Below are 16,558 nucleotides of genomic sequence, written 5' to 3'. Positions count from 1 at the left end.
CTACACGGCGCGCGCCAGTCGTTCTGCGTTGCGGGCCCTGGCCAGGTACGCCTCTTGCGCCAGGGTCAGCAGCACCGTCAGCACCATGAACACGACCGATGCAACGAAAATCCCGTTTGGCAGGCGCTGGTCGAGCATCCAGCCGAACGCCACCGGCCCGATGGCGCCACCAATGTTGAACCCGGTCGACACCAGCCCGAACGTTTTGCCTTCGGCGCCTTTCGGTGCAGCCGCCTTGACCAGCATGTCCCGCGACGGGGCGATGATCCCGGTCAGCAGGCCGATGGCACCCAGTACTACCACCAGTGCCCAGCCCTGCAGCAGCCCCAGGGCCACCAGCGCGGTCAGCGCGGCCGCCGCCGCGAAAGCCAGTGCAGCCACCAGGCCATGGCGCCGGGTACGGTCGGCCAAGGCACCACCGCACAGCACGCCCGCTGCGCTGCACAGCAGGAAGGCGGTGAGCGCGGTGTTGGCCCAGGCCAGGGTCAGACCTTGGCCTTGTACGAGTGCGGCGACGGAAAACTTTTCAATGGCGCTGGTGCTCAGGTTGAGCAGGATGAACAACACCGTCAGCACGCCGATCATGGGTGTGAACAAACGCACGCGGCTTGTCGCTGCGACCGGGCCAGCGCCCGTTTGGTTGCCAGGCCCTGCGACCCGGTACACGCCACTGCCTGGTATCGAGATCAGCAGCAATGCCGCTACCCCGACTACCGCGCCCGCCGTCAGGGCCGCCCGCGTGCCGAACACAGCGGCGATACCGAGGAACACGGCCGGCGTGACCGCCGAGCCAAGGAACCCGGCAAAGGTATGAATCGAGAACGACCGCCCCAGGCGTGCGGGCTCGATGCCGTTGGCCAGCAGTGCGTAGTCGGCCGGGTGGTACACACCATTGGCCAGGCCAGCCATGGCCATCGCCACCAGCAGTACCGCATACCCCGGGCTGGCCGCCAGCAGCAGGAAACTGAGGCTGCCCAGCAACAGCCCGGCCTTGAGCACTTTACGCGCCCCATAGTGGTCGACGGCGTAACCCAGCGGGGCCTGCACCAGGGCGCAGACGATGTTGAATACTGCCAAGGCAACGCCGAGCTCGACGAAGCCCACCCCCAGCAGGCCGGGAAGCACGGGCAATAACGCCGGGATCAGCATGATGTGCACATGGCTGACGAAGTGCACGGCAGCCACTTGGGTAAGCAACTTGGGGCCAGCTTGGGGCATGTCGATACCTGTTGTACGGCGTGCGCCGCTGGCGCACGGCAAGGTGAAGGGAAGCCCGCTCAGCGGGAGTTGCCGCTGAAAGCGGGGAGGCGGCCGTTCAGTGCAGCATGGGCCAGCAGGCCAATGACCAGGCCCCAGAAGGCCCCGCCAATGCCGAACAGGCTGATGTTGGCAGCTGCCGCCAGAAAGGTGATCAATGCCGCCTCGCGGGCACGGGCATCGGCCATTGCGCTGGCCAGGCTGGCACTGATGGTGCCCAGTAAGGCAAGGCCGGCCAGGGTGGTGATGAACGTGCCTGGGAGCGCCATGAACACACTCGCCAGGGTAACCCCGAACACCCCCACGAGGATGTAGCAGACACCGGCGGCGATCCCTGCCACCCAGCGTTTGTCTGGGTCTTCATGGGCTTCCTTGCCGGTGCAGATGGCTGCGGTAATGGCGGCGATGTTGAAGGCATGCGAACCGAACGGCGCCATCAGCAATGACCCCAGGCCCGTGACCGCGACGATCGGGTTGGCGCTGGTCGTGAAGCCATCGTTGCGCAGTACCAGCATGCCAGGCATGTACTGGCCGGTGAGGGTGATCAGGAACAATGGCAGGGCCACGCTGAGGGTAGCGTTGAGGGAGAAGGTGGGCGCGGTGAATACCGGAGAGGCGAATTCCAGCTTGAACGTGGTCAGGCCCACTTGCCCTTGCAGCAGTAAGTAGCCGAGGCCCAGTAGCAGAATGCCGACCACGGCGTAGCGGGCGGTAAAACGCTTGAATGCCACGTAGGCCGCAATCAGCAGCCCGGCGAGGGCCGGGTCCACCGACAGGCTGGCAAAGGCACCCATACCGAACTGCAACAGGATGCCGGCCAGAAGCCCGGCTGCAACACCGCCAGGGACGACCCGCACCAGGCGCTCGAAGCACCCGGTAATCCCCAGCACCACGAAGCCGACGGCCGACAGCAGGTAGGCGCCGATGGCTTCACTGTAGGGCACGTTGGCCAGGGCGGTGACCAGGAACGCAGCGGCTGGCGTGGACCAGGCCGTGATCACCGGCGCGCGGCTGTACCAGGACAGCGCCAGGCCGCTGAGGCCGACGCCTATCGACACGGCCCAGACCCACGACGACGTTAGCTCGGGGCTCAGCCCGGCAACCTTGGCCGCCTGGAACACCAGGATGAAGGTGCCACCGTAGTTGACGATGACCGAAACGATTCCTGCCACAACGGGGTGAAGGATGTCTGCCACCCGAAACGGGGTTGAAGGGCTTTGTACAGGCGCGTCCATGGTTGCCTCTGGTATAGATCAGGTAGAACAGCGCAAGGCTGCTTCTATAGAAATGCGCTGCCCGCCAGCCACAGGCTGACGGACAGGTTTCAGGGTCAGCTGGCCAGCGCTACCAGCAGGTTTTTCAGGTAAGCGCTGCCTTGTGCATCCAGCGGCTGCAGGGGCAGGCGCGGGGCGCCGACATCCTGGCCGAGCAGTTTCAAACCGGCCTTGATGGTGGTGGGCAGGCCTCGGCGGGTGATGTACTCCAGCAGCTCGTACTGGCGGTAGAACAGCGTGCGGGCTTCGGCCAGCTGGCCTTGCTGCACGGCGTCCCACAGCGCCAGGTTCAGTGCCGGGATCAGGTTGGGGGCGGCGGTGCACCAGCCGGTAGCGCCGGCCACCAAGGCTTCCAGGGTCAGCGGGTTGCAACCGTTATAGAACGCCACTTGGCCATCGGTAGCGGTGAACAGGCGATGCATGCGCTGAATGTCACCGGTGCTTTCCTTGACCATGGTCACATTGGGTACTTCACCCAGGATGCGCAGGATCAGCTCCACCGACAGGTCGGTGCCGCTGGTGCCCGGGTTGTTGTAAAGCATGATCGGGATGTCGATGGCGGCGCCGACCGCCTTGTAGTGGGCGACCACTTCGGCTTCGGTGAGCTTCCAGTAAGAGATGGGCAGCACCATCACTGCCGTGGCGCCGCAGGCCTGTGCCAGGCGGGCACGCTGCACGGTGCGGGCAGTGGTCAGGTCAGAGACGCTGACCACGCTGGGCACACGCCCGGCGATGCGTGCCTGGCTGAAGCGCACCACGGTTTCCCATTCGCTGTCGGACAGGTAGGCCCCTTCGCCGGTGCTGCCCAGCGGTGCGATGGCGTGCACACCGCCTGCAATCAAGCTGTCGATGGACGTGCCCAATGCATCCAGGTCGAGCGTGCCGTCTGCCGTGAAGGGAGTGATGGTGTAGCCGATAACGCCGCGAATTACAGGTGTAGACATGACCAGGCACCTTTGCCGTTGTTGAGGAAAGAGTACAGCTTCGATCAGCCCAGGCAGTCGCCATGGGCACGCAAGGCACGGCGTGCGTAGTAGCTGAACGCGGCGCCATGACGTTTGGGGGTGGAGATCCAGTCGTGGGCCTCTTTGCCCAGTGCTTCGGGGATAGGGCGTATGTCACCGGCGCCCATGGCCAGCAGTTGCATCTTTGCCGCGCGCTCGAACAGCAGGGCGAGCACGCAGGCTTCTTCAATCGAGCCACCGGCGATCAGCAGGCCGTGGTGGGAAAGCAGGATGGCGCGTTTGTCGCCAATTGCCTTCGCGATGATTTCGCCTTCTTCGTTGCCCACCGGCACGCCGGGCCATTCCTTGAGGAAGGCGCAGTCGTCGAACAGTGGGCACAGGTCCATGTGCGAGATGGCCAGCGGCACTTCCAGCATTGACAGCGCGGCGCTGTGCAGCGGGTGGGTGTGGATGATGCAGTTGACGTCGGGGCGGGCGCGGTACAGCCAGCTGTGGAAGCGGTTGGCCGGGTTGGCCATGCCGCGGCCTTGCAGCACGGTGAGGTCCTCGTCCACCACCAGCAGGTTGGAGGCGGCGATTTCGTCGAAGCCCAGGCCCAGTTGTTGGGTGTAGTAGGTGCCGGGCTCCTGCGCGCGGGCGGTGATCTGCCCGGCGAGGCCTGAGTCGTGGCCGCCGTCGAAGAGGATGCGGCAGGTGAGGGCGAGCTTTTGCCGGGCGGTGTAGGTGTTGTCGGCCAGCGCGGTCAGCATTTGCTGCTGGGCGAGTTTGACCAGTTGGTCCTTGGGAGCCTGCATGGTGGTCGTCATGGGCGGTACCTGCATGGGAAAGGGCGATGGGTTGCTGATGGACAGGTTGCTGTCATCAGGACACAGCGCGATATTAATGACACAAGGTGTCATATGCAAGCGATGTGTCATGCCCTGGGTTCTTTACAGGATCTGAAAGTGGCGCGGTGACTGTGGGAGCGGGCATGCCCGCGAATCAGGCGATGCGGCAGATGGCACGGGCTTCGCCCGCTCCCACAGTGGTCGTGCCCAGCATTCAAGGGTTACTCGAGAAAGTCGCTCGCACAGGGTGGCGGTGCCAACGCCCTTGATGCATCACGGCATCAGGTGCCTACGCTTGGTTGGTCCAGTCCGGTTATCACTTCCTTTGGCATGTGTTGCCGGAAAGCACCAGAAATTGCTGTGATCAGTTGCGCATCCCTGACCGGGTCCAACCCTGGAAAACGCTTACCGTTGTAGTCGCCCTCATGGGTAAGCACGGCTTCTACACTGGCGTCATTGGCCTGGTACACCTGCCTGATCGCCTGGGCTTCGAGGTCCTTGGTTTCTTTGCCATGCAGGGCGTGATGCAGGGCCAGCGCCACACCCAACGCAAGCCCGGGGGTCTGAATACCATGCTTGTGGGCCAGCTCGATGCTGCTGAAAATGCGTTCGTTGCGCTGAAGCTTGCGCAACGGGTCGCGCCCCACCCGGGCACAAGGGTCTTTGAACGAGGTTTTGCAACGCTCCAGGAAGGTATCGGCAAAAGGGCTGACCACTTCCGCCATCTGTGGGTACTCCGCCACCAGCGCGGGGCCGACTTCCTGGTGAATCAGGCGCTCGGCCAGTTCGCTCACCTGTGCATCGCCCATACCTTGGCCTACCGAGTCATGGCCCAGCAGGCTGGCGTACCAGGCAACGATGGCATGCGGGCCATTCCACAAGCGGTTCTTGATGACCTGGATCTGGGTGATGTCAGGCACCGTCTTCACCTGGCGCAGGCGTTCGAGCAGGTCGCTGCCATGCTCTACATACAGCGGCATGTCGGGTTCGCTGTTGAACAGGATCAGGTGCAACTGGCTCATCGCACTGCTGGGCTGGGCAAAGGGCCTGAAGCGCCCGATCAGTCGTTCGTATTCAGGCACTGGCGTCGATGCCTTTGTGGCGACCGCCGGCTCGTCTTCCAGGCTGTTCTGGAACATCTGCGACTTGATGCGCAGTTGCCGTACCAGAGCGTCGTTGCTGAGCTTGGAGACGATGCGGCTGACCACCGTTTCGGCGAAGTGGGTCTTTTCCAGCACTTGCTCGCCGATTGCTGGCGGGCACAGCAATGCCAGCTCCGCTTGCACATGGCGGCGCACAAACGCAGCGCCGCCCACCTTGTTCAGCACGATCAGCAACGTCAGCTCACGGCCACGGCGTTCGAAGCGCTTCAACAGGCCTTTGGCAATCACCTGCGCCTGGTTGCGGATGGCCTGCTCGGGCAGGCTGAGGCCGACAATTTCGGCAGCGGTGTACATGTGGACCAGTGCATCATCATCGTCCATGTCGATCATGCGCACATTGTCGATGGTCTGGTCGAACGAAGTGGCCCCGTAGCGCACGCTGTAACGGCCGAAGGCATTGACGCTTTCACGCAGCATGCGCGAGCGGGTCGCGGCAATGATCTCACAAGGCCGGGTGTAGCCATCCCAATGGGAAAAGACCTGCGTCAGGTAGCCACCCCCGATGGCGCCGAAACCATGAATGCCCACGCGGAACTGGTTCATGGAGGCCGGGAAGGTGTCGTTCAATTCGGGCATGCCCAGGTCGGGAACGCACTCGCTCAAATCGGCCAGGAACTCGGTCATGCTGCGGTAGGCCTTGAGCGCGCCTGCCTTGATCTCGGGGGCCGGCGGTTTGATATCTTCGATAAGGATCGCCTGCCCCTGAGCGCGCATTGCCGAGAGCATGCCGTTCTCCGAGTCCTCGACCATGAAGCATTGGCCCGGCTCGCAATTGAGCGCGCGGGCGGCTTTCAGGAAAATCTCGGGGTGGGGTTTACCCTGGCTGACTTCATCGCCGCACACGGTGATATCGAAGTACTTCAGCACATTGGCGTTGATCAGGTATTCCTCGGCGATGGCACGGCGGCTGGACGTGGCTACCGCCATGGTCAGGCCCGACTTGCGCAGGCGCTCCAGCACTTCCAGCAGGCCTGCCTTGATCGGTACGCCGTGATTGCGCACGTACTCCAGCTCAAGTTCATCCGCGCGTTTGCGGATTTCAGCATAAGGGAAGTCTTCACCGTTGTGCGCCTTGGCGAGGGCTTCGGCTTTTTTCGCGCTCAGGCCCAGCGAGCCGATCAGTGTGTGTTCGCCCAGTGCCTTGCCGAAGATTTCCAGCGAGGCTTGCTTGAGCGTTCTGAAGCGCAGGCGCTCGGTGTCGAAGAGGGTGCCATCCATGTCGAAGATGGCGCTGTGAATCTGTTTGCCTTGAAATAAAAGCATGAGTGTTGCCCCTGTAAGTGCGTCAGACATCCCGCCTGTAGCAAGCGAGAACGGCGTTGTGCGCTGCAGCGTTGGCAGTCAGGTCGGGGGCAGGCGTTTGGCACGTGCACGCTCGGGCGTGACACAGAGGTAAGGCGGGGCAGAGCGGGGCGTGCAGAGCAGTGTTGCGAGTTTGGAGGCGAGGCGGATGACGCGTTTGCCTTTGAGGTCACGCCCACTGACTGCAGTCCGGTTTGCAGGCAGTGGGCGCAAGTAGCGATGGATACGTGTGATTCCTGGCATGAGGTGCTTTGCTTCCTTTTTCATTGCGGGTGATCCTTTTTCAGCCTTGCACGTATGCGCGCCGCCATGCAAGGCTTGGGCTTCCGTTACCAGGTGAACCGCAATGACCCAAGCTACCGATCAGGCCTTTTACGACCGCGCCGATGCGCACATCGACCTGGCCAACCAGCAGATCGAAAAATTCGAAGACCTGGGCAAGGTCAGCGCCTCGCTCACCTTCGGCGCGACCCGTTTCAGTGCCTGGATGAGCGCCCGCAGTTTCAAGAGCGGCGCGGAGCTGGCAGCCGCCCGGGAAGAGATTCTGAAGTACTTCTGCGAGCAGTACCGGATGATGCTCGAAGACAACCTGGATGAGCACATCGAGCACTTTGACCGCTTTGTGCTGGGCAAAGGCGACTGACACGCGTGCGGCTAGCGGGCCTTCTTTTCGAGAATCCGCGCCCCGCTACCTTCCTTGCCCAGCACATCCTCGGGGTTACGCAGCGGGCAGTCTTCCAGCGACAGGCAACCGCAACCAATGCAGTTGTCCAGGCTGTCGCGCAGTGCCTCCAGCGTGCGGATGCGGGCGTTCAGGTCTTCGCGCCAGGCCGTGGACATCTCGCCCCATTGCGCCGCCGTGAGCTTGCTGTTGGGTGCATAACGGCTGAAGGCCTGTTTGATTTCCTCCAGCGCAATACCGGTGCGCTGCGCCACCTTGATGATCGCCAGCGTACGCAGCACCAGCGCGGGAAAGCGGCGCTGATTGCCGGCGGTGCGGACACTGGCGATCAGCCCCTTGGACTCGTAGAAGTGCAGCGCAGACACCGCCACGCCGCTGCGCCTGGACACTTCGCCTACCGTGAGCATCCGCGTGTTGTCCGCTGCCATGCCTGTTGACCTCAAGTTAAGTTGAGCTCTTATAGTCCTGCCCGATCTTCCCCGCAACCGCTTTCCTGATTGATCGGAGCACTGCATGAACAAAAGGACGTTACTGGCCTGTGCCGGCGTTGTGGCAGGTGTGCTGGCGGGCGCCTATGCGCTGGTGGGCAACAGCTCGATGCAACCCGCTGCTGCCGCATGGCCGGCAACCAAGGTGGCGTTGGCCACGGCCGAGCAGGTGCAGGTGGCGCGGCAGAACTTTGCCTCGGGGGAGCTGGAGGCGGTCAACCAGGTGCAGGTGGCGGCCGAGGTGGCGGGGCGCATTACCCGTATCGCGTTCGAGTCTGGGCAGACCGTCACCGCCGGGCAGGTGCTGGTGCAGCTCAATGACGCCCCGGAGCAGGCCCAGCGCCAGCAGTTGCAGGCCAAACTGCGTAACGCCGAAGTGGTGTTGCAGCGCAGCCGCAAACTGTTGGCTATGCATGCTGTATCGCAGGAGCTGTTCGATAACGCCGCCACTGCCGTGGATGTGGCCAGTGGCGAGTTGCAGCACGTCGAGGCGTTGATCGCGCAGAAGGCCATCCGTGCGCCGTTCGCCGGCAAGCTGGGCATTCGCCGGGTACATCAGGGCCAATACCTGGGCGCTGGCGAGACCATCGTCAGCCTGGCAGATACCCGCCAGTTGCACGTCAACTTCTCCTTGGGCGAGCAGGCTGCGCCCGACGTGCAGGTGGGGCAGGTGCTGGTACTGGATGTGGATGCCCTGCGCGGCCGAGGCTTAAAGGCCCAGGTAGTGGCGGTCGACCCGGTTGTCAGCAAGGCGCGCCTGGTGCAGGTGCAGGCCGCCTTGGTGAACCCGGACGGGCAGTTGCAGCCGGGCATGTACGCCAGCGTACGCCTGGACGCGGCACAGCCGTCGACGGTGCTGGCCGTACCAGAAACCGCAATTACCTACACCGCCTATGGGCAGACGGTGTTCGTCGCCACCCGGGACGCGGAGCATGGCACCCGTGTGAAACGGGTGCAGGTCACCACCGGTGAGCGCTGGCAGGGGCTGGTGGAGGTGATCTCTGGCCTTGGGCCGGGTGATCAGGTGGTGGTCTCTGGCCAGCTGAAACTGAACGATGGCATGTCTGTCGAGCCGGTGGCCCAGGACAGCCTGCAGGCCAGCCAGGGAGGGCGGCAATCGTGAAGTTCACCGACGTCTTCGTGCGCCGCCCGGTGTTGGCGCTGGTGGTCAGCAGCCTGATCATCCTGCTGGGGCTGTTTGCCATGGGCAAACTGCCGATCCGCCAGTACCCGTTGCTGGAAAGCTCGACCATCACCATCAGCACCGAGTATCCCGGGGCCTCTGCCGAGCTGATGCAAGGCTTCGTGACCCAACCGATTACCCAGGCGGTGTCTTCGGTGGAGGGCATCGACTACCTGTCCTCGTCATCGCAGCAGGGGCGCAGCCTGATTACCCTGCGCATGGTGCTGAACCGCGACTCGACCCAGGCGCTGGCCGAGACCATGGCCAAGGTCAATCAGGTGCGCTATCGCCTGCCGGAAAAAGCCTACGACCCGGTGGTGGAGCTGTCGGCAGGTGACTCCACTGCCGTGGCCTACGTAGGCTTTGCCAGTGATACCTTGTCGATACCCGAGCTGAGCGATTACCTGTCGCGGGTGGTGGAACCGCAGTTCTCCGGCATCGACGGCGTGGCCAAGGTGCAGTCGTTCGGCGGGCAGCGCCTGGCGATGCGCCTGTGGCTGGACAGCGAGCGGATGGCCGGGCGCGGGGTGACGGCAGCCGATGTGGCGCAGGCAGTGCGTGCCAACAACTACCAGGCGACGCCTGGCCAGGTGCGCGGCCAGTACGTGCTGGCCGACATCCAGGTGGACACCGACCTCACCCGGGTCGAGGACTTTCGCGAACTGATCATCCGTAACGCGGGCACCGACCTGGTACGCCTGCGCGATGTCGGCACCGTCGAGCTGAGTGCGGCGGCCACCCAGACCAGTGCCACCATGGATGGCAAACCGGCCGTGCACCTGGGCTTGTTCCCCACGCCAACCGGCAACCCGCTGGTGATTGTCGAGGGCATTCGCCAGCTGCTACCGCAGATTCAGCAGACCCTGCCACCGGGCGTGCATGTGGCGTTGGCCTACGAGACCGCACGCTTCATCGACGCCTCGATCCACGAGGTGCTGCGCACCCTGGTAGAAGCGATGCTGATCGTGGTGCTGGTGATCTGGCTGTGCCTGGGGTCGCTGCGCAGCGTGTTGATCGCGGTGGTGGCCATCCCGTTGTCGATGCTCGGCGCCGCAGGCCTGATGCTGCTGTTCGGCTTCAGCCTCAACTTGCTGACCTTGCTGGCGATGGTATTGGCCATCGGCCTGGTGGTGGACGATGCCATCGTGGTGGTGGAGAACGTGCACCGCCATATCGAGGAGGGCAAGTCGCCGGTTGCTGCAGCATTGGCCGGGGCGCGGGAAATTGCCGGGCCGGTGATTGCCATGACCCTCACGCTGGCGGCGGTGTATGCACCAATCGGGCTGATGGGCGGGCTGACCGGCACGCTGTTCCGCGAGTTCGCCCTGACCCTGGCGGGGGCGGTGATCGTGTCTGGGGTGGTGGCGCTTACCTTGTCGCCGGTGATGAGCTCGCTGCTGCTGCAACCCGGTCAGCAGCACGGCGCATTGGCCAACCTGGCGGACCGGTTGTTCGGGGCGCTGACCGGGGCTTACGGGCGGGTGCTGGCTTACACCCTGTCTCATCGCTGGATCAGTGGCGGCGTGGGACTGCTGGTGTGCCTGAGCCTGCCCTGGCTGTACCTGCTGCCACAGCGCGAACTGGCACCCCCCGAGGACCAGGCGGCGGTGCTCACGGCTATCAAATCGCCGCAGCATGCCAGCCTGGACTATGCGGAACGCTTTGCGCAGAAGCTCGACCAGGTGATGAAGTCCATTGCCGAAACCACCGACACCTGGATCATCAACGGCACCGACGGGCCGGCCGCCAGTTTCGGCGGCATCAACCTCAGTGCCTGGCAGGCCCGCGAGCGCTCTGCTGCACAGGTGCAGGCGCAGCTTCAACAGGCGGTAGCGGACATCGAAGGCAGCAGCATTTTCGCCTTCCAGGTGGCCTCGCTACCGGGTTCCAGCGGAGGCTTGCCGGTGCAGATGGTGCTGCGCAGTGCCCATGACTACCCCGAGCTGTACCAGACCATGGAAGCCCTCAAGCAGCGTGCCCGCGACAGTGGTTTGTTCGCCGTGGTGGACAGTGACCTGGACTACAACAACCCGGTGGTGAAGGTGCGCATCGACCGGGCCAAGGCAGCCAGCCTGGGCATCAGCATGCAGGCCATCGGCGAGTCGCTGGGTGTGCTGGTGGGCGAGCAGTACCTCAACCGTTTCGCCCTGTTCGGACGCTCCTACGACGTGATTCCGCAGAGCATTCAGGACCAGCGCCTGACGCCTGCAGCGTTGAACCGCCAATATGTGCGCGCCGAGGACGACAGCCTGGTGCCGCTGGCCACGGTGGTGCACCTGGATATCGAGGTTGCGCCTAATCGCTTGCTGCAATTCGATCAGCAAAATGCCAGCACCTTGCAGGCGATACTGGCGCCGGGTGTGTCGATGGGCAATGCCGTGGCATTTCTTGAGCAGCTGGCCAGTGAGTTGCCGCCTGGCTTCAGCCACGACTGGCAATCGGAATCACGGCAGTACGTGCAGGAGGGCTTTGCCCTGATGTGGGCGTTTATTGCCGCGTTGGTGGTGATCTACCTGGTGCTGGCGGCGCAGTACGAAAGCTTGGTGGATCCGCTGATCATTCTGGTGACCGTGCCGCTGTCGATCTGCGGTGCGCTGCTGCCGCTGGCGCTAGGCTGGGCCACGTTGAACATCTACACGCAGATCGGACTGGTGACGTTGATTGGCCTGATCAGCAAGCACGGCATCCTGATGGTGGCGTTCGCCAACGAGATCCAGGTGCGCGACAACCTTGATCGGGCGGCGGCTATCGTCCGCGCTGCGCAGATACGTTTACGGCCTGTGCTGATGACCACGGCGGCGATGACCTTTGGCGTGCTGCCGCTGCTGTTCGCCAGTGGTGCCGGGGCCAACAGCCGCTTCGGGCTGGGGGTGGTGATTGTGTGCGGGATGCTGGTGGGCACCTTGTTCACGTTGTTCGTGCTGCCGACGGTGTATGGGTGGCTGGCGCGGGATCATCGGGTGGTGTCGGTGCGCAGCAAGCAATTGATCGAGGCCGAGCAGCAATTGCGGCCCCTCTAGGAGCGGCCTTGCGTGCCTGGGATCAGACAGGCGAGCGATCCCGGCGCATCTGGGTGACCAGGGTAAAGCGGTCATCCGGATGCACCGTCTCTGAAACCGCCATCAAATCGCCGTTTTCCTCGCGATAATGGCGAATGATCTTCAGCCCCGGTGAGCCCGCCTCGGCTTTCAGCGCGCAGGCCATTTCTGCGCTCAGTAACACCGCCCGCACCTGCTGGTCGACCACCGCGATCGCCCGGCCATAGTGCTGTTCGATCAACCCGGCAATCAGCTGGTCGGGGTGCTCGCGGGCGAGTTCGATGACCTGGGCATAGTCGCGCTGCGCATACACGTCGGTCCAGCACAGCGGTGCGGCACTGTGCAGGCGGTCGATGCGGATGCTGGACACGCAGAAGTAATGCTCCCCCGGTACCAACCCTAACCGTGTCCCCTCGCTCAGGTCGGCGACGAAGTGCCTCACATCCTGGATTTCCCGCTGCTGGGTTTCGGCCAGGTGTGCAAGGTCGGCCACGCTGGCCAGCGACTGTGAATAGCCACCGAGCGGGCTGCTGGCCTCCACCCGGGTGCCCACGCGTTTGCGCCGCGAAACCAGCCCTTGTCCGAGCAGTTGGTCGATGGCCGCACGCACCGTGTGCCGGCTTACGCCGTACAGGTCGCACAGCTCGAACTCGGTCGGCAGCAGGCTGCCCACCGGATAGCGGCCGCTGGCGATGCCTTGCATCAAGTCCTTTGCCACGATGGCGTAGCGCGTCGGGTTCATACGGTTGGTCTGTCGGGCACAGTGTGTGGAGGCACAGTGTACCAGCCCCCTCACGCGGCCCGCTGGGCGCGCAGCATGGAGAACACCGCCGAAGCCGAGCCGGGCTCGCGCTTGTCCAGCCCGGCCACCGCCAGCACCGACAACGCCACCATGATGAACGGCTGGCCAATGCCACGCACCACCGTGGACGGGATGATCACGTTGTCGGCACTGTCGGCGCTCAGGCTCGCCCCCAGCGGGTAAAGGGAGAATTAGTGAGTCTAGATCGCGTGTTTGGCATTAATTAAGAAACATAATTGTGGGTGTTCAGGGCTTTTCTTGTTTTTCTTATTGTTCGACGTAATTGATGCGGCGTCTGTGAGATCGAGCGCCGCCCGCGCGGCGCTCGATTTCGAAGGCGTTGCATATCTAACGGCAAGCACCTGGTGACCCATTGCCATGCGTGCGTCTCAATCACTCCCTATGGGCAAGCTCATGTGCAGCAACGGAAATGGCCGGCCCTCGCCATCCAGCGGCGAACGGCCTGTCTGGATGAAACCGTAATGCCGGTAGAAGCCCACAGCCTGCGGGTTTTGCTCGTTGACGTCGACACTCATTGAGTGGCGCGATTGGCGGCCGAAGTCCAGCAGCGCGCGGCCGATGCCTTGCCCATGAAGGTCGGGGTCGACGAAGAGCATTTCCACATGCTGCTCGTTGAACCCGATGAAGCCCAGCGGCTGGTCATCTGTGTCGACTGCTACCCACAGCTCGACGGCCGGGAAGTAGATGTCGCGCAGCTGTGGCAGCAACGCGTCGATGTCGGCGGGTTGTAGAAAGTGGTGCGTCGCGCGCACGGCGCGCAGCCAGATGTCGAGCAGCTGCGGGTAGTCGGCAACATTGCCTTGGCGAATGATCATGAGGTCATCCTGAATGTATTGATGGCGGGTGGGCACGCCGGGGATTGGCGGCCATGCAAGGGTCGGCATCATGAATGACCGCTTCGCGAATCAACGCCTGGGCGGTGCACGGCAGGGGAAGCCGGAAGGGAAGAGTGGGAAGGGTACCCGGATTGGGTTGTCTGGGGCAACGCAGCCTGATTCGGGCTTTGGAAAGTAGGTTGCCAGCACTGGCTATACAAGTCTGCACCTTTGACTGGGTCAGGATTACTGTCAATGCTGCAATTGACCCGCAAAACAAGCATGGCCCCGGGAGCGCCAATGAACCGAAACGAACTGCGCAAAGCCGATATCAACCTGATGGTGGTGTTCGAAGCCCTGATGCAGGAGCGCAACCTCACCCGTGCGGCAGAAAAACTGTTCATCGCCCAGCCCACGGTCAGCGCCGCGCTGGCCAGGTTACGGGCGATGTTCAACGACCCGTTGCTGATCCGTGTGGGCAACCGCATGGAACCGTCGGCCAGGGCCGAAGAGGTGATCAAGTACCTCACCCCGGCGCTGGATGCGATGTCCATCGCCCTCAGCCTGTCCCATGACTTCGACCCGGCGACCAGCAACATGACGTTTCGCATCGGTTTGTCCGATGACGTGGAGTCGGGCTTGCTGCCGCCACTGCTGCGGGCCCTGCGGGTGGAGGCGCCGAACGTGGTGGTGGTTGTGCAGCATGTGGATTACTGGCGCATACCGGATTTGCTGGCAGCAGGCGATGTGACGGTTGGCATCAGCCAGACCAGAGGGCTGCCAGCCAATGCCAAGCGCAAGGTGCTGCGCACCCTGCAGGGCAGGGTGGTGCGGGCCGACAAGTCAGCCACCCCACTGACACTGGATGAGTTTTGCGCCCGCCCGCACGTTCAGGTCTCGCCCACCGCCAATACGCAGGGCGTGGTCGACGACTGGCTGAAAGAAATCGGCCGTGAACGCAAGGTGGTGTTGTCGGTGCCGCAGTTCAGTTCATTGCCGGCGATTCTGGCCGGCACCGACCTGCTGGCCTGCTGCCCGGATTATGCCGCGCAAGGCATGGAGCGCTGGGGCAACCTTCAGGCCGAGACGTTGCCGTTCGAGACGGCTGCACTGGAACTGGCCATGGTCTGGTTGAGCACCACCGACAGCGACCCTGCCGAACGCTGGTTGCGCAGTCGCCTGGCGCAGTACATGGGCGGCGAGCGTGAGGTGGCCATCGGGCTCTAGCCGCGATCATTTGCAGAATCAGGCGAGCATCGCACGGGATCAGACTACTGCTCGGCGCATGTCGATCGGGCCACCGGGCACCTGGACCTCGACACCTTCTGTACGCTGGCGCACGCAATCGTCTCGCTGGGCAGCGGTGCCGTTCACGGTGTCAGCGATGAAGCGCTCGCGCGTATCGGCAGGGCGCGGCGGGTATGCCTGTCGGTGCCGAGCTTTCTGATGCTGCTGGAGGTGTTGCGCAGCAGTGACCTGATCGGTGTACTGCCCAGCTGCCTGGTGCAGCCGGGGATGGCCTGCAGGTGGTGGAGTCGCCGCTGGCCTGAGGGTGGCGAAACAGCAGGATCTTTGCAGGCAGCGAGGATGAAAGGACTACGGGGCAAGCCTTGTTGGGGCGCATGGAGGCTTCCATTTCAGTCAATACGGCGCGCAGCCGTCCAAGAATGCGCTGCGCAACAGGGTAATGGCTTCGTCCACTGAATACCCTTGTATCGCCGGTGGTTCAGGGCGCTCACAAAACTCACGCCAGACGTATAGCGTCAACTCGGCGCCGTCGGTTTGCGGCTGCACGCTATCGGTCCAGCCCAATGCCTGCAGCGCCCGGTATCGCTCGTCTGCCCAGAACAGCGCTTCGACCCAAGGGTAAACAGGGATGAAATGGAAGTGGATGGCATACCCCGCGTCATGGCCATACCGGCCCATGTACAACCGCGCCGGTTGCAGCTGCGCTTCCATCACCTGCTGCGTGCGCGCCATGAGAATGCCGAGCTCGGCCTGGGCCTCAACGGGCAGGGCCGCCAGTGAGTTGACCGGCGCCCGTGCGCTGAGCATCAGGTAACCGGGCAGGGCGCTGTTCATGCGGTGGTTCAGCACCCAGTGCCGGGTTTCGTGGATGATGAAGCGGGAGGGGATGTCCAAGTTCGCCTGCATTTCACGCCTTCCTGTGGCAAAGCGGGCAGGTTAGCGCAGGGCCGGTAACCTGTCGCGATGGCATGAAGGGTTTATGGGTGGGCGCTGCGCTTGCGCGATTTTTTCGCCGGGCGCCTGCCAGGCTTGAGTTGCCAGCGGTCGGCGTTGGCGAGCAGGCGCTCCTGGATGGCTGACGGGTAGTCGCTGAGCGTCGTCACTGATGGCACGGGCTTGCCGGGCATGCCGGCCTCGCGGATCACTTTCGGCCAGTGCGGTCGCCAGCACAGCAGCAGGCTGAGCCAATGGCCTGTGCCGATGATGACGAACGCGGGCCAGACCATGAGCAGGATGACTTTGAAAAGCCAGCTGCTTTTGCGGAAGAAACGGCCAAGGCCCTCGAACTGGGCGCTGAAGGCCTGGATGGGTGAGGGCAGCTGGGTGCTAAGGCGAGGGCGGGGGACGGCGTACGGGCCTTCTTCCATGTAGCGGCGGATGAACTCCCACTCGTCGCGGAGTTCACTGCCGCCTTGGCCTTGTTTGCCGATCTGGGCTATTTCCATGTGCGGGAGACCGGTACGGCTCGGGTGCCAAATTAGGGCAAGTCGTAT

General features: G+C 63.5%; 14 protein-coding genes and 1 pseudogene. 4 read left to right on the top strand and 11 right to left on the bottom strand.

The window, feature by feature from the left end:
- The 5 genes from B9A31_RS08230 to mtlD form a co-directional block, all read right to left on the bottom strand.
- Window positions 1–1,218: an MFS transporter gene (locus B9A31_RS08230; RefSeq protein ID WP_016714826.1), complete on the bottom strand. Its 1,218-nt coding sequence runs from the start codon at window positions 1,216–1,218 to the stop codon at window positions 1–3.
- A gap of 59 nt (window positions 1,219–1,277) precedes the next feature.
- The gene (locus tag B9A31_RS08225) at window positions 1,278–2,492 is read right to left on the bottom strand and encodes a benzoate/H(+) symporter BenE family transporter (RefSeq protein WP_019097008.1); all 1,215 of its coding nucleotides are present in this window, start codon (window positions 2,490–2,492) and stop codon (window positions 1,278–1,280) included.
- Between the two features lie 95 nt (window positions 2,493–2,587).
- The gene (locus B9A31_RS08220) at window positions 2,588–3,475 is read right to left on the bottom strand and encodes a dihydrodipicolinate synthase family protein (protein ID WP_019097009.1); all 888 of its coding nucleotides are present in this window, start codon (window positions 3,473–3,475) and stop codon (window positions 2,588–2,590) included.
- 44 nt (window positions 3,476–3,519) lie between these two features.
- On the bottom strand, window positions 3,520–4,302 hold the full coding sequence (locus B9A31_RS08215) for an aldolase (protein ID WP_019097010.1): 783 nt from the start codon (window positions 4,300–4,302) through the stop codon (window positions 3,520–3,522).
- A gap of 302 nt (window positions 4,303–4,604) precedes the next feature.
- The gene (mtlD, locus tag B9A31_RS08210) at window positions 4,605–6,749 is read right to left on the bottom strand and encodes a bifunctional mannitol-1-phosphate dehydrogenase/phosphatase (protein ID WP_084296869.1); all 2,145 of its coding nucleotides are present in this window, start codon (window positions 6,747–6,749) and stop codon (window positions 4,605–4,607) included.
- Between the two features lie 385 nt (window positions 6,750–7,134).
- Between mtlD and B9A31_RS08205 the strand changes: the two genes are divergently transcribed.
- Window positions 7,135–7,431, top strand: coding sequence for a DUF3144 domain-containing protein (locus B9A31_RS08205; RefSeq protein WP_016714831.1), 297 nt, complete (start codon window positions 7,135–7,137; stop codon window positions 7,429–7,431).
- Window positions 7,432–7,442: 11 nt separating this feature from the next.
- On the opposite strand, the gene soxR is transcribed toward B9A31_RS08205, so the two are convergent.
- Complete coding sequence (soxR, locus tag B9A31_RS08200; protein WP_019097014.1) at window positions 7,443–7,898, bottom strand: redox-sensitive transcriptional activator SoxR; 456 nt, start codon at window positions 7,896–7,898, stop codon at window positions 7,443–7,445.
- Between the two features lie 85 nt (window positions 7,899–7,983).
- On the opposite strand from soxR, the gene B9A31_RS08195 reads away from it, so the two are divergent.
- Both B9A31_RS08195 and B9A31_RS08190 read left to right on the top strand, forming a co-directional pair.
- The gene (locus B9A31_RS08195; protein ID WP_084296868.1) at window positions 7,984–9,081 is read left to right on the top strand and encodes an efflux RND transporter periplasmic adaptor subunit; all 1,098 of its coding nucleotides are present in this window, start codon (window positions 7,984–7,986) and stop codon (window positions 9,079–9,081) included.
- Window positions 9,078–12,161: a MexW/MexI family multidrug efflux RND transporter permease subunit gene (locus B9A31_RS08190; protein WP_025754930.1), complete on the top strand. Its 3,084-nt coding sequence runs from the start codon at window positions 9,078–9,080 to the stop codon at window positions 12,159–12,161. Before B9A31_RS08195 ends, B9A31_RS08190 begins: the two co-directional genes overlap by 4 nt.
- Window positions 12,162–12,183: 22 nt before the next feature.
- On the opposite strand, the gene B9A31_RS08185 is transcribed toward B9A31_RS08190, so the two are convergent.
- From B9A31_RS08185 to B9A31_RS08180, 3 genes and pseudogenes are all read right to left on the bottom strand, one after another.
- Entirely contained in the window at window positions 12,184–12,921 is a 738-nt protein-coding gene (locus B9A31_RS08185) for a GntR family transcriptional regulator (RefSeq protein WP_019097017.1), read from the bottom strand.
- A gap of 68 nt (window positions 12,922–12,989) precedes the next feature.
- Window positions 12,990–13,157, bottom strand: a pseudogene (locus tag B9A31_RS27275) (EmrB/QacA family drug resistance transporter); the annotation flags it as partial.
- Window positions 13,158–13,370: 213 nt separating this feature from the next.
- Complete coding sequence (locus tag B9A31_RS08180) at window positions 13,371–13,817, bottom strand: acetyltransferase (RefSeq protein WP_019097018.1); 447 nt, start codon at window positions 13,815–13,817, stop codon at window positions 13,371–13,373.
- 300 nt (window positions 13,818–14,117) lie between these two features.
- On the opposite strand from B9A31_RS08180, the gene B9A31_RS08175 reads away from it, so the two are divergent.
- Window positions 14,118–15,044, top strand: coding sequence for a LysR substrate-binding domain-containing protein (locus B9A31_RS08175; protein ID WP_019097019.1), 927 nt, complete (start codon window positions 14,118–14,120; stop codon window positions 15,042–15,044).
- A gap of 414 nt (window positions 15,045–15,458) precedes the next feature.
- Here B9A31_RS08175 and B9A31_RS08170 read toward each other — a convergent pair whose 3' ends face one another.
- Both B9A31_RS08170 and B9A31_RS08165 read right to left on the bottom strand, forming a co-directional pair.
- Window positions 15,459–15,971, bottom strand: coding sequence for an HIT family protein (locus B9A31_RS08170; RefSeq protein WP_019097021.1), 513 nt, complete (start codon window positions 15,969–15,971; stop codon window positions 15,459–15,461).
- 71 nt (window positions 15,972–16,042) lie between these two features.
- Window positions 16,043–16,558, bottom strand: a 516-nt coding sequence (locus B9A31_RS08165) for a DUF6708 domain-containing protein (RefSeq protein WP_371851087.1), incomplete at its 5' end; no start/stop codon positions are given.

The organism is Pseudomonas sp. URIL14HWK12:I5, from assembly GCF_900176445.1.
Lineage (GTDB): Bacteria > Pseudomonadota > Gammaproteobacteria > Pseudomonadales > Pseudomonadaceae > Aquipseudomonas > Aquipseudomonas monteilii.
This window is presented reverse-complemented; position numbering and strand designations above follow the sequence as displayed.

Coding starts and splice junctions, on each gene's coding strand:
- B9A31_RS08205 (WP_016714831.1), top strand. CDS start 7,135: ATGACCCAAGCTACCGATCAGGCCTTTTACGACCGCGCCGATGCGCAC.
- B9A31_RS08220 (WP_019097009.1), bottom strand. CDS start 3,475: ATGTCTACACCTGTAATTCGCGGCGTTATCGGCTACACCATCACTCCC.
- B9A31_RS08185 (WP_019097017.1), bottom strand. CDS start 12,921: ATGAACCCGACGCGCTACGCCATCGTGGCAAAGGACTTGATGCAAGGC.
- soxR (WP_019097014.1), bottom strand. CDS start 7,898: ATGGCAGCGGACAACACGCGGATGCTCACGGTAGGCGAAGTGTCCAGG.
- B9A31_RS08215 (WP_019097010.1), bottom strand. CDS start 4,302: ATGACGACCACCATGCAGGCTCCCAAGGACCAACTGGTCAAACTCGCC.
- B9A31_RS08195 (WP_084296868.1), top strand. CDS start 7,984: ATGAACAAAAGGACGTTACTGGCCTGTGCCGGCGTTGTGGCAGGTGTG.
- B9A31_RS08180 (WP_019097018.1), bottom strand. CDS start 13,817: ATGATCATTCGCCAAGGCAATGTTGCCGACTACCCGCAGCTGCTCGAC.
- mtlD (WP_084296869.1), bottom strand. CDS start 6,749: ATGCTTTTATTTCAAGGCAAACAGATTCACAGCGCCATCTTCGACATG.
- B9A31_RS08230 (WP_016714826.1), bottom strand. CDS start 1,218: ATGCCCCAAGCTGGCCCCAAGTTGCTTACCCAAGTGGCTGCCGTGCAC.
- B9A31_RS08175 (WP_019097019.1), top strand. CDS start 14,118: ATGAACCGAAACGAACTGCGCAAAGCCGATATCAACCTGATGGTGGTG.
- B9A31_RS08225 (WP_019097008.1), bottom strand. CDS start 2,492: ATGGACGCGCCTGTACAAAGCCCTTCAACCCCGTTTCGGGTGGCAGAC.
- B9A31_RS08170 (WP_019097021.1), bottom strand. CDS start 15,971: ATGCAGGCGAACTTGGACATCCCCTCCCGCTTCATCATCCACGAAACC.